The 11,637-nt window shown below is 51.7% G+C and carries 11 protein-coding genes, 1 tRNA gene and 1 pseudogene; 10 read left to right on the plus strand and 3 right to left on the minus strand.

Translation table 11 applies throughout. The features are described from left to right. The 4 genes and pseudogenes from ACLTX1_RS10475 to ACLTX1_RS10490 form a co-directional block, all read left to right on the plus strand. A pseudogene (locus tag ACLTX1_RS10475) lies at nucleotides 1-249 on the plus strand (hypothetical protein); the annotation flags it as partial. A gap of 49 nt (nucleotides 250-298) precedes the next feature. Next, nucleotides 299-664, plus strand: coding sequence for a type II toxin-antitoxin system PemK/MazF family toxin (locus ACLTX1_RS10480; RefSeq protein WP_412330906.1), 366 nt, complete (start codon nucleotides 299-301; stop codon nucleotides 662-664). Further along, nucleotides 661-879, plus strand: coding sequence for a helix-turn-helix domain-containing protein (locus tag ACLTX1_RS10485; protein ID WP_087375964.1), 219 nt, complete (start codon nucleotides 661-663; stop codon nucleotides 877-879). Before ACLTX1_RS10480 ends, ACLTX1_RS10485 begins: the two co-directional genes overlap by 4 nt. 91 nt (nucleotides 880-970) lie before the next feature. Continuing rightward, the gene (locus ACLTX1_RS10490; protein ID WP_412330907.1) at nucleotides 971-2,137 is read left to right on the plus strand and encodes a tyrosine-type recombinase/integrase; all 1,167 of its coding nucleotides are present in this window, start codon (nucleotides 971-973) and stop codon (nucleotides 2,135-2,137) included. Between the two features lie 146 nt (nucleotides 2,138-2,283). Here ACLTX1_RS10490 and ACLTX1_RS10495 read toward each other — a convergent pair. Then, nucleotides 2,284-2,371 (minus strand) — tRNA-Ser (locus tag ACLTX1_RS10495). 612 nt (nucleotides 2,372-2,983) lie between these two features. Here ACLTX1_RS10495 and ACLTX1_RS10500 point away from each other — a divergent pair. From ACLTX1_RS10500 to ACLTX1_RS10525, 6 genes are all read left to right on the plus strand, one after another. Further along, nucleotides 2,984-4,264: a peptidoglycan-binding protein gene (locus tag ACLTX1_RS10500; protein WP_308449336.1), complete on the plus strand. Its 1,281-nt coding sequence runs from the start codon at nucleotides 2,984-2,986 to the stop codon at nucleotides 4,262-4,264. 139 nt (nucleotides 4,265-4,403) lie between these two features. Then, a complete protein-coding gene (locus ACLTX1_RS10505) occupies nucleotides 4,404-5,765 on the plus strand; it encodes an MATE family efflux transporter (protein ID WP_308449335.1) in 1,362 nt (453 codons plus the stop codon). A 24-nt stretch (nucleotides 5,766-5,789) separates the two neighbouring features. After that, nucleotides 5,790-6,710, plus strand: coding sequence for an EamA family transporter (locus tag ACLTX1_RS10510; protein ID WP_176820928.1), 921 nt, complete (start codon nucleotides 5,790-5,792; stop codon nucleotides 6,708-6,710). Nucleotides 6,711-6,869: 159 nt separating this feature from the next. After that, nucleotides 6,870-7,580 carry a glucosamine-6-phosphate deaminase gene (nagB, locus tag ACLTX1_RS10515; protein ID WP_412330908.1) on the plus strand — a complete coding sequence of 237 codons (711 nt, stop codon included), beginning with the start codon at nucleotides 6,870-6,872 and terminating at the stop codon, nucleotides 7,578-7,580. Nucleotides 7,581-7,802: 222 nt separating this feature from the next. Continuing rightward, entirely contained in the window at nucleotides 7,803-8,372 is a 570-nt protein-coding gene (locus tag ACLTX1_RS10520) for an ECF transporter S component (RefSeq protein ID WP_308449332.1), read from the plus strand. A 122-nt stretch (nucleotides 8,373-8,494) separates the two neighbouring features. After that, nucleotides 8,495-9,376 (plus strand): PHP domain-containing protein, encoded by an 882-nt coding sequence (locus ACLTX1_RS10525; RefSeq protein ID WP_395507173.1) that lies wholly within the window; start codon nucleotides 8,495-8,497, stop codon nucleotides 9,374-9,376. A 50-nt stretch (nucleotides 9,377-9,426) separates the two neighbouring features. Here the strand turns inward: ACLTX1_RS10525 and ACLTX1_RS10530 are convergent, their stop codons facing one another. Both ACLTX1_RS10530 and ACLTX1_RS10535 read right to left on the minus strand, forming a co-directional pair. Then, the gene (locus tag ACLTX1_RS10530; protein ID WP_395507172.1) at nucleotides 9,427-10,143 is read right to left on the minus strand and encodes an MBL fold metallo-hydrolase; all 717 of its coding nucleotides are present in this window, start codon (nucleotides 10,141-10,143) and stop codon (nucleotides 9,427-9,429) included. Between the two features lie 355 nt (nucleotides 10,144-10,498). Next, nucleotides 10,499-11,494, minus strand: coding sequence for a hypothetical protein (locus ACLTX1_RS10535; RefSeq protein ID WP_176820933.1), 996 nt, complete (start codon nucleotides 11,492-11,494; stop codon nucleotides 10,499-10,501). Nucleotides 11,495-11,637: the final 143 nt, after the last annotated feature.

Genomic DNA, 11,637 nt, shown 5'->3' on the forward strand with positions numbered 1-11,637 from the left:
TCCGAGCGTGATAAAACCGTCGCAGGCAATGAGGGCGGCTCTGGCAGACCGTCAGTTGGGGTGGAACTCCCGTGGCGTCAGTTCGCTGCTGACCGTTTGGCGACTTCCCTGCGTGAAACGCATTTGCATCTTGGGGTGTCGAGGACAAATAGAGATGCTTCTATCATAAAGCCAAATACAAGGCGGTCTATTGAAACAGAGAATTGTTTATATTTTCCCGACCTTAAAAACTTCCTTGTGTTTGGCTGATTACATAGGCAGAGCTTACCTGCTTATATCCAGATAGGAGGTCAAACTAATGGATAAAATAATTAAGCGTGGTGACATATACTACGCAGACTTAAACCCTGTTGTCGGCTCGGAGCAAGGAGGAACACGACCTGTACTTGTTATCTCCAATGATATAGGAAACAAGCACAGTCCTACGGTCATTATTGCCGCCATAACAAGCCGTGTACGCAAAAAGAAGAAATTACCTACACACTTATATTTGGGGCAAATTGAGGGGCTTCCTGCAAATTCAATCATTCTCTTTGAGCAGTTACGCACGATTGATAAAAGCCGCTTGAAAGAACATCTCACACACCTTGATGAGCAGTATTTGAAATCGCTTGAATTTTCTCTCCTCATCAGTATCGGAGTTGAAAAAAGGAGGAGCTTATGAACTTTGGAGATATATATGCGTTAGTCTTAAAAGAATACCCAGACATTTTAACCGTTGATGAAATGAGCAAGGCTCTTGGTGTCAGCACAAAAACAGGTTATCAATTACTTCGTGAAAACAAAATAGAACACTTGAAGGTGGGCAGAGCGTACAAAGTACCGAAAGCCCATCTTCTTTCTTATCTAAGGTTAGGTCTGCGAAATGCGGAAAATTAAAGAATTTGCACATTCGACTTCTTTGACTTAAATTGCTACAATGTATATGGTCAACAGCAGAAGTCGGTGCTACGCAAAGGAGGTTATATTTATGGTAGCAGGACATCTGCAAGAGAAAAAAGGCTATTTTTATATGGTTTTGAGCTATCCCGATGCTGCGGGAAAAAGAAAAACGAAATGGTTTCCGACAGGATTGCCTGTCAAGGGCAATAAAAAGAAAGCGGAAAAGATGTTGATGGAAACAAGGCAGACTTTTGTGCCTGAGTGCACACCCATACAGGACGATATGCTGTTTTCGGATTTTCTGCTTCAATGGTTGGAAATCGCAAAGCCGACTATCGCACTTACCACATACGCATCATACTCAGGTATGGCAAAGAGCGTTATCATTCCGTATTTCAAGGAAAGAGAAATCACACTTTCCGAACTGAAGGCAACAGACATTCAGGCTTTCTATATGAAGCAGTTGAAACGAGTAAAAGCTAATTCGGTTATTCACTATCACGCTGTTATTCACAGGGCTTTGAAATATGCTGTAAAGATTGACCTTATTTCTGTCAATCCTGCGGATAAAGTGGAACGCCCTAAAGCTGATAAGTTCATCGGCAGCTTCTATGACAGCAACGAAGTACAGGCACTATTTGAAGCCGCCAAAGGAACGCTGATTGAAATACCGATTTTTCTCGGTGCGTTTTATGGACTAAGGCGAAGTGAAGCTCTCGGCTTAAAGTGGGACGCTATTGATTTTCAAAACAATACGATTACCATTAGACATACCGTTACTTCCTGCAATCTTGACGGCAAGCATATCCAGATAGCACAGGATACAACCAAAACCAAGTCGAGTATGAGAACGCTGCCCCTTGTTCCTGCGTTCAAAGAAAAGCTGCTAAAGCTCAAGGAACAGCAGGAAGAATACAAGCGAGTATGCGGACGATGTTACAACAAAAAGTATTTGGAGTATATCTGTGTAGATGAGATGGGGACATTGATTTCTCCGCACTATCTCACATCATCATTTCCAAAGCTGCTTGAAAAGAACAATTTGCGCCACATTCGTTTCCACGACCTGCGCCATAGTTGTGCTTCGCTGCTTCTTGCGAACGGTGTTCCTATGAAGCAGATACAGGAATGGCTCGGACACAGCGATTTTTCAACTACGGCAAATGTATATGCCCATTTGGATTACAATTCCAAGCTGTCATCGGCTGACGCAATGGTAAACGGTCTGAGTGGCGCATTAGAGGCTATTTCATAGCTTCTGCGGCGTATCGCTTCACTAAGGATACGCCAACTACATATCCTAAGTTCAAATCACGGAGAGAACTTACGGAAAAATCTTTCCAGAGTGGAGAAAAAGAAAAAGCCTGCAAACGGTAAAAACCGCTTGCAGACTGAACATTCTGGCGGAGAGAGTGGGATTCGAACCCACGGTTCCGTTAGGAACACGACTTTTCGAGAGTCGCACCTTCGACCACTCGGACATCTCTCCGTGTATTTATCTTCACATCAGCCCTCAAAAACATCTCGGAAAAAGGAGAGAACTGATGGAGAGAACTAAGGGATATTTACTTTTCAATGATAGCCGAAAAACCCCGTAAAATCAAGGTTTTTCAGAGGTGAGCTTCCAAAAAGGGCATTCGTTTTCGAGTGCTGCACCTTCGACCACTCGGACAACTCTCCGTATCTATTTTCGTCCGGTTTTCTTTCCAGAAATTTGCTCAAAAATTCGTTGGAGAGAAAACAGGAGAGACGGCAAAAAATATTCGATTTTGAGATTTTCTGTGTTGAGGAATATCAAGGAGAATCAGGGGGACGAAATTCCCAGCTTCTGCCGAAATTTCGAGTCAGTCCCGCTATGACCGCTTCGATACGTTTCCATATTCGGCTAAAGCATGGAAAAACACGCTTTGCGCATACTATTTTATCGGTTTTGAGAGAAAAAGTCAAGCGTTTTTTGGCAAAAAGGTTGACATATACGGGGCAATGCGGTTACAATAACTGTGTATTATGATGTTTAGACCTTTTGTTTTCGCACGGCTAAAGCTGTGCGGATATGACTCGGAAAGTGAGGATGCCGCTTTTGCGGCGAATGCTTATGGATATGAAAAAATGGATGCGCTGCGCTGCGGCGGTCGTTTTGAGCGTTTTGGTGGCGTTCAGCGCGACGGCGTGCTCGCAGCCGGCGAATATTGAATCAGGTGCCGTTTCGCAGGAATACCCGGTGACCGTGAACGAAGTGACGTTAAACGCAAAACCCCAGAAGGTGGCGGTACTCTCCGGCAGTTTAGCGGATGTGGTGCTGGCGATGGGGTACGAGACGAGCTTATCGCTTGCAAGCGACGACTGCACACAGCCCGATTTACAAGTTCTGCCGAAGGTTTCCGCAACGGATGCGCAGAGTGTGATCTCTGCAGGTGTGGATCTCGTTTTGGCGGAGACGATGGACGACAGCGAAAAGCAGACGCTTGAAAACGCGGGCATTACGGTGCTCCTTTTGACGCGTGCGAAAAACCGCGAGGATTTTGAACGCCTGTACGCGCAGGTGGGCACGGCTTTGAACGGCGGCTCTACGGGCTATAATGTGGGCGTGAAGGCAGCGCAGAAGATCTTCTCCTCGCTCGACGACCTTTCGCGCTTGGCACCGGAGAGCAACACCGTGGTGACGGCGTGCTATATTTCGGATGTAAACGGATCTGCGGTGACGGGCGATGAGCTTGGCAGCGTGATGATGTCGTATATCGGTCTGACGAACATTTTTAAGGGCCTTACGGGCGGCACGTTTACGTTTGACGATTTGCGATTGAGCGACCCGACGATGATTTTCTGCTCAGAAGATGTGCGCGGGCAGATCATGCAGGACGCGCAGTATGCGAATCTTTCGGCGGTAAAAAACGGCCGTGTTTACGCCGTCGACCCAAATTATATGAATTGGCAGGGCAAGACGGTGTGTAACGCGTGCATCGACATGATGGGCCTTGCATACCCCGAATTGACGGAGGAAAACTCCGCTGCGCTGGAGCTGGATTCCGAGCTTTCGGAAACGGAAGCGACGGCGAGCCCCTCACCCGCGCCGGAATACACGGCGATCAAATCCGGCACGGAGGGCGACGATGTGTTCGCGATGCAGCAGCGCTTAGCGGAGCTTGGCTATCTGACGGTGGAATACACCGGCATGTATGGCGAAGTGACGATGGAGGCCGTAAAGGCGTTCCAGAAAGCGAACGGGCTTACGGCGACCGGCGAAGCAGATGCCGAGACGCTGACGGTGCTCTATTCCGCGGAGGCAAAAGCCGCAGACGGTGCGGAAGCCACGGCGACGCCGGAGCCGGAATCGAAAACGAGCACGGCGGAGGGCACCGTGACAACACACGAAGATGCGTAAAATTTGAGAGCTTGAAAGGGCGGCTTTGCCGCCCTTTTTTGTATTGACTTTTTCTCCGCTTTTTGTTATAATCAGAAGCAAGATGCGCTTTTGCGCGCTATTGTATTGAGTTTGGGGCGCAAGCTCCGGGGGAGGAAACATGTTTTTCACAAGAGACAAGAGCTTTTACAAAACGCTCGTCACGCTCGCGATACCGATTGCGCTGCAGAACGCCGTAACCTTTGCGGTCGGCCTTGCAGATAACGTGATGATCGGCACGCTCGGCGACAGTGCGATTTCCGGTGTGTATGTGGGCAGCCAGCTGCAGACGCTGCTGCAAATGTTCATCGGCGGCATTGAGGGTGCTATCCTTATTTTGGCTGCGCAGTATTGGGGTAAACGCGATACAAAAAGCATCCGCCGCATTGCGGCTATCGGTGTGCGGTTTGCTTTGCTCATCGGTTTGGTCATTACGGTGACGGCGTTTTTATTGCCGTCGCAGATCGTATCCCTGTTCACGAGTGATGCTTCGGTCATTGAATCGGGCACGGTTTACGTGCGCGTGGTGAGCCTTTCGTACATTTTCTTCTGCATTTCGCAGGTGATGGTGGCGACGATGCGCGCGGTGGAGACGGCGAAGATCGGTCTTTACGTGTCATTTGTGACGCTCATTGTGAACGTCATCTGCAACTATATTTTGATTTTCGGTAAGCTTGGCTTCCCGGCGCTCGGTGTGACCGGTGCGGCGGTGGCTACGCTGTTTTCGCGCATCATTGAAGCGGCTGTGATGGTCGTTTACGTGCGCTGCGTCGATAAAAAACTGAAGCTTCGCTTTGCCGACCTCTTAAAGCGCGGCGGCGAATTGACGCGCGATTTCCTGCGCTACGGTCTGCCTATCATGGGAGGGCAGGTCGTATGGTCGGTGAACATGCTGGGGCAGACGATGATTCTCGGCCGTTATGACGCGGGCGTCATTGCGGCGGTGAGCATCGCGAATATGTTGCACAACATGATGTACATTGCAATGAACGGCCTTTCGAGCGCGGTGGGCATTATCACCGGCAAGACGGTCGGCTCCGGACGTATGGAAAAAATTCGCGAGTATGCCCGCACGACGCAGGTCATTTTCCTCGGCCTCGGCATTCTTTCCGGCATTGCGGTGCACTTCCTGCGCGACCCGTTCATCGGGCTGTACGGCGCGAGCGACGCGGCCGTGGCGTATGCGCGTGAGTTCATCAATGTCATTTCCGTTACGATTATCGGCACGTGCTATCAGGCGGCGTGCCTGTTCGGCCTTGTTAAATCCGGCGGCGACATTTCGTTTGTCTTCCGCAACGACACGATCTTCGTGTTCCTTGTGGTGCTGCCGTCTGCCATTATCGCGTCTTACCTCGGTGCGCCGCCTTGGGTGGTTTTTGCGTGCCTCAAATGCGACCAGATCTTAAAATGCTTCGTTGCCGTGGTGAAGATCAACCGGTATAACTGGATGAAGAACCTGACGCGCGAGACGAACGAAGTGTAAAACTACGACTTGAAGGGAATTTTCATGAAGCAATTTCGCGGAGCCTTGCTCCTGACGATCACCGCCCTTATTTGGGGTACGGCGTTTGTAGCGCAGAGTCTCGGCATGGACCATTTGGGTCCGTTTGCGTTTAACGGCGTACGCAATTTCATTGCCGCGCTGGCGCTTTTGCCCGTGCTGCTGTTTATGCAGCGCAAAGCGCCGAAAAAAACGCAGACGGACGAAGAGAGAAAGCAGAGCCGCAAGACCCTGTGGGTGGGCGGCGTGCTGTGCGGCTCGGCACTTGCCGTGGCCTCTAATTTGCAGCAGTTCGGCATCAGCTTTACGACAGTGGGCAAGGCCGGGTTTCTGACGGCGCTTTACATCGTGATTGTGCCGATACTCGGTTTGTTCCTCAAAAAACGCGTGCCCGCAACGGTTTGGGTGAGTGTTGTTATTGCAGCGGCGGGCACGTATTTGTTGAGCGTGCAGGAGGGCTTCACCATCGCGCCGGGCGACCTGCTTGTCATTTTGTGTGCGCTGGGCTTTTCCGTACATATCCTCATCATCGACCATTTCTCACCGATGGTGAACGGCGTGGCGCTTTCGTGCGTGCAGTTTCTTGTCTGCGGCATTCTTTGCACGGCAGCGGCGCTGTTTACGGAGACATTCACGCTTGCGGATATTTTAAAAAGTGCAGGGCCGCTGCTTTTCACGGGCCTGATGTCGAGCGGCGTGGGGTACACGCTGCAAATCTTGGGGCAGAAGGATACCCCGCCTGCGGTGGCGTCCCTTATCATGAGCCTTGAATCTGTGTTTGCGGCGCTTTCCGGCTGGCTGGTCCTCGGCCAAAGCATGAACGGACGCGAGCTTTTGGGCTGCGTTTTGGTGTTTGCGGCGGTCATTTTGGCGCAGATTCCGCTTGAGGCGCTGAAAAAGGAAAAAGCGGTGAATAAGACGGCATAAAGTAAATTGGGGCATTTCCGGGAACCGTTTCGCGGTTTTCTGCGGGAATGCCTTTACTTTTGTAAATTTTATGGTATAGTTGTAGGTAGAACCTCTTTGGGTAAAAACGCGCACGGCATAAGGCCGGCGCTTTATTGTATTGAAAGGATGAATATTCAAATGCGCATTATCAAAACGAAAACCTATGAAGAAATGAGCGCCATTGCAGCCGGCATCATCGGCGGCCAGGTGCTTTTGAAGCCGAACTGCGTGCTGGGCCTTGCAACAGGCTCTTCGCCGATTGGCGCCTACAAAGATCTTGTAAAGAGCTATGAGGACGGCATACTGGACTTTTCCGAAGTGCGCACCGTAAACCTCGACGAATACTGCGGTCTGGACGATACGAACCCGAACAGCTACCGCTATTTCATGAACGACCACCTCTTTGACCACGTGAATATCGACAAGGCGAACACACATGTGCCGAACGGCCACGCAGGTGACCTTGAAGAGGAGGCTGTGCGCTATGAGAGCTTTATTCAGTCTCTCGGCGGCATCGATCTGCAGTTGCTCGGCATCGGCCACAATGGGCATATCGGCTTTAACGAGCCGACGGACAACTTCCCGGCGACAGTGCACACCGTACAGCTGACGGAGAGCACCATCAACGCGAACTCCCGTTTGTTCGAGCGCCGCGAGGATGTGCCGACGCAGGCCATCACCATGGGCATCGGCACCATTATGAAGGCGAAGAAGATTCTTCTCATCGCAGGCCCGGATAAGGCGGAGATCGTCGAAAAGGCTTGCTTCGGCAAGGTTACGCCGAAGGTGCCGGCTTCCGTTTTGCAGCTGCACCCGGACGTTACGGTTATCCTTAGCGCGGAAAAGTAATTCCGTTTCGGTAAAATTGAAATTTGGTAGTTGACTTTAAGGTTAACTTATGCTATGATGTAGACAGCAAAGCCGCAGGAAGCGGTAACGGTCAAAAGACCGCGCGGCGAAACGCCGTTTGAAAGTATTTTAAAGCCACTTAAAAAAATAGACCACGAAGGTCTTTTCGCTCGGTATGGGCGGAATGCTTCGTGGTCTTTTTGTATCTGGGAGGGTATTTCAATGAACCGTACAAACAGCAAATTTTCCGTTAAAAATCTTGTGCTCGGTGCACTTTTTCTGGCGCTTGCGTTAGTACTGCCGTTCTTCACCGGGCATATCCCGCAGATCGGCGCAATGCTGTGTCCGATGCACCTGCCGATTTTGCTTGCAGGCTTCGTATGCGGCGGCCCGGTGGGCGCGGTTGTGGGCTTTATCGCCCCGCTGCTGCGCATGGTGATGTTCGGCATGCCGCCGTTCTACGTCGCCATCGCTATGGCGTTTGAGCTGCTGACATACGGCCTTGTAAGCGGCATCATGTACCGCAAGGTGTTCAAAAAGCAGACTGTCGGCACGCTGTACGGCAGCCTTTTGATCGCTATGGTCGCGGGCAGAATCGTCTGGGGTATCGTGAAGGTGATCCTCAGCGGCATTGCGGCAGATGCGGGCGCGTTCACATTTGCGGCATTCATTTCCGGCGCACTCTTAAACGCAATCCCGGGCATCGTGGTGCAGCTTATTCTGGTCCCGGCTGTCGTCGTCGCCTTGCAGAAAGCAAAGCTGATAGAAGCACCGAGCGCGGAAAAAGCATAAGCACTATAGGTTCCCTGAAAGGGCGGCATTGCCGCCTTTTTTTCATGCACAAAGCTTGCACTCACCTCGCCATCGTGCTATGATAATCCCAAAGAGACGAAAAGCAGGATGGGGGAAAGACTATGTTTACGGATGCGTTCGGCAAAATTTGGTATAAGGGCAATCTGCACACCCATACAACGAACTCGGACGGCGCGTATGCGCCGGAAGAAACGATTGCATTATACAAATCAAAAGGCTATGATTTCCTTGCGCTGACCGACCACTGGTTCCACGGTGAGGGGCGGCAAGAGGAAAATTTTCTCCTCTTAAACGGCACGGAGTTCGACGTGGGCAGTACCGTGCAGGAGGGCATTTACCACATCGTTGGTATCGGCATGGAGAAAGCGCCTGCGCTTACAAAACGCGCGCCGGGGCTTTCCGCGCAGAAGATCATCGATGAAATCCATAACGTGAACGGCATTGCAATCTTGGCGCACCCCGCATGGTCGCTGGATCGCGCTTCGGAGGTCGTGAAGCTGTACGGCATTGACGGGTGCGAGATTTACAACACCACTTCGGGCCTGCCGTGGAACTGCCGTCCGTATTCCGGTGTGTTTTTCGACGAAATGGCGCTTTTGGGGCACTATTTGCCGTGCATGGCGGCGGACGATGCGCATCACTACACGGGCGACGAGACGCGTTCGTACATCATGGTGCAGGCGGATGAATTGACGCGCGAGGGTGTTTTGGCGGCTATCCGTGCAAACCGCTTCTACGCAACGCAGGGGCCGAATTTCCGCGTTGAAATTGAAAATGGCACGGTCACGGTGCATACCTCGCCGGTGCAGGAGGTCGTGTTCTTCACCGATACCGTTTGGGCGGGCGACCGCGCGACGGTAGGCGAAAATGTGACCGAAGCGACGTATAAAGTGCAGCCTACGGACACGTTCGTGCGCGTGGAGCTGAAAGACAAAGACGGCAACTGCGGCTGGTCGGGTATTTATCCCGTCAACAAAAAGTAAAAGGAAAAGGTCTGCTCACCAAAGCGGAGCAGACCTTTTTGCGTATGAATTTAAAGCGTGATTTGCATGCCGTCGTTCACAAATTTGACGGGCAGCGGAGCGAGCGTTTCCGCAAGCTGCATGACGTTCGGGATATTCCACGGCGCGTAGTGGTTGACGAGCACCTGCTTTGTGGGACAGGCGGCCAAAACGGGCGCGTAATCGGTCGCCGGGAAGTGTGCGGCTTCGCAGATGATAAATTCGGTCGGCTTTTCCTTGGCGATTTTTGGAAAATCGACGTTGGGATGCTTTAAGTCGCCCGTGAACAGCACGGCTTTGCCCTCGGCTTCCACGAAAAAAGCATGGGAATCCGGGCAATGCTGCGTGGGAATGGCGGTGACTTTTAAATATCCGTCGTCGAAGATTGTGCCGTCCGTGATCTTTTTAAAGCGCAGGTCGCGCATTTCGCAGTGATTCGCTTTGAGCCATGCACGGATGGCCTCAACGCCCTCCAAGTTCGGCAGGCAGATTTCGGGGTCGGCGGTTTTAAAATACCAGCTGATAAGGTCGACGAATGAGATGAGCCCGTTTGTATGGTCGCCGTGCATATGCGTGATGAAGATGCCCTTGACGTCCTCCACCTCGATGCCGCGTGTGCGCAGGGCATCGATGGCGTTGACGCCCATATCGATGAAATAATATCGGCCGTTCGTTTCGATCAAGGTGCAGGAGCAGCGGCGATTCGCCTCCGGCACGCCGTGGCTTGCGCCGAGAAAAGTGATCTGCATAGAGTTTAAATTCCTTTCTTTTCAATACTTTTAGTGCTTTCTGAGATTTTCAAGAATTTGCACTGCAAATTCTTTGGAAGACCCCCTAATTTGGTCTCCCACACTTTAACAGTCCGCTGGACTGTTAAAGCTCCCATCCTGATTTTTAGGTAGGCAAAAGAGTTTCGAACTCTGCGGAGTTCGACCAAAGGCGTTGCCTTTGGATTTCACGACCGAACCATGGGTTCGGTTTGACCTTCATTTGAAAAATGGTCGATCAAAAACTTTTGCGTCGCTTCGCTGTGTTCAGTTTAACACGTTTATGTATCGACTGCAATGCGCCGAATTCACAGATTTTCGCTTTCGTTTTTGTCTATCACAGCTTTAGGGTTTCCAGCAGACGGTTCGTTTCTCGCTCTACATGGTCGTAGTCGACGAACGGGCGGTAGATGGTTTCAATCGCGTCATGTGTGCGCTTGCAGAGCCTGAGCTCCTCCACGGCCTGCGCAGTCAAGGTCTCGGCCTCCTGCATGGCGAACGGGATGAAGTCCGAAAGCGGGCTCAAAAGGAACTCGTTTAATGTGCTGCGGGTATCGTCCGCGGCACACAGCATGGTGTCGCCGATGCGCACGCACTGCGGTGCTTCCGGCGTGAGCGGATGCAGGAAAATTTCAGTCTGCGTATTCTGCACGAGCTTCATGGCTTCGTTTAAGAACACCGCGCCCAAAACGCCGGGCAGGTACACGGTGTTTTCGGCATCCTGTGCTTCCCGGAAATCCGCAACGCCGGCGGGCGTGGGGCTCGTTAAAAATAGTGTGCGCGGTGTGCCCTCCTTCGGCAGTGTGAAACCCTCTTTTAAAAATGTGCGGATCATGGTAAGGTCGGCAGACCTTGCGGCTTCACTTACGGCGGCACGGCGCAGGCTGCCTGCGGCGGAAAGGCACGCGAACGCGTTTTTGTAGTGCGCGCGGTTTTCTTCTGCAAGGACAAAAAGCTCTTCGCGGCGGCGTTTGAAGACCTCTTTGTGCAAAAACCGTCCGAGATCCAGCGTTTCGCCGTCGATCCCCGGCATGGCGGGGTCTATGGTGTGCGGCGCGGTGCCGTCCAGTAAGACGAGCCGCCGCTGCGGGATACGCACGGCGTCAAAGCTTTCGGGGTCGCTTGCGCAGCGAAATTCTTCGACGGTAAACCCGTTTGCCCGTGCGATGGCGGCGCATTTTTTCATCAATGTGCTTTTTCCTACCCCGGGGCCGCCCTTTAAAACGTAGGTGTAGTGCGGCTCGCTCCACGGCGGCACGATGCCCTCAAAATGCCCGATGAATCCGCGCCCGGTGTTGGCGCCCGGAAAATACCTTCTTTTGCCGTTTGACATAGGAAACCCTCCTCATTTCTCATCGGTGAGTTATATGCGAAAAGCCGTTAAAATAGTCGCCGCGGACAAAACAAAAAGTGGAAAACCCGTGCGGAAAATGGCTTTCCCACACAAGAAAAACCGCGCTATGTCACGAATTTTTT

The organism is Hominenteromicrobium sp. (genome assembly GCF_046974225.1).
Classification (GTDB): domain Bacteria; phylum Bacillota; class Clostridia; order Oscillospirales; family Acutalibacteraceae; genus Hominenteromicrobium; species Hominenteromicrobium mulieris.

What these genes read in the sequence shown, in the direction of transcription:
- ACLTX1_RS10505 (WP_308449335.1), top strand. Translation starts at nt 4,404, where the DNA reads ATGTTTTTCACAAGAGACAAGAGCTTTTACAAAACGCTCGTCACGCTC.
- ACLTX1_RS10510 (WP_176820928.1), top strand. Translation starts at nt 5,790, where the DNA reads ATGAAGCAATTTCGCGGAGCCTTGCTCCTGACGATCACCGCCCTTATT.
- nagB (WP_412330908.1), top strand. Translation starts at nt 6,870, where the DNA reads ATGCGCATTATCAAAACGAAAACCTATGAAGAAATGAGCGCCATTGCA.
- ACLTX1_RS10490 (WP_412330907.1), top strand. Translation starts at nt 971, where the DNA reads ATGGTAGCAGGACATCTGCAAGAGAAAAAAGGCTATTTTTATATGGTT.
- ACLTX1_RS10520 (WP_308449332.1), top strand. Translation starts at nt 7,803, where the DNA reads ATGAACCGTACAAACAGCAAATTTTCCGTTAAAAATCTTGTGCTCGGT.
- ACLTX1_RS10535 (WP_176820933.1), bottom strand. Translation starts at nt 11,494, where the DNA reads ATGTCAAACGGCAAAAGAAGGTATTTTCCGGGCGCCAACACCGGGCGC.
- ACLTX1_RS10500 (WP_308449336.1), top strand. Translation starts at nt 2,984, where the DNA reads ATGAAAAAATGGATGCGCTGCGCTGCGGCGGTCGTTTTGAGCGTTTTG.
- ACLTX1_RS10485 (WP_087375964.1), top strand. Translation starts at nt 661, where the DNA reads ATGAACTTTGGAGATATATATGCGTTAGTCTTAAAAGAATACCCAGAC.
- ACLTX1_RS10525 (WP_395507173.1), top strand. Translation starts at nt 8,495, where the DNA reads ATGTTTACGGATGCGTTCGGCAAAATTTGGTATAAGGGCAATCTGCAC.
- ACLTX1_RS10480 (WP_412330906.1), top strand. Translation starts at nt 299, where the DNA reads ATGGATAAAATAATTAAGCGTGGTGACATATACTACGCAGACTTAAAC.
- ACLTX1_RS10530 (WP_395507172.1), bottom strand. Translation starts at nt 10,143, where the DNA reads ATGCAGATCACTTTTCTCGGCGCAAGCCACGGCGTGCCGGAGGCGAAT.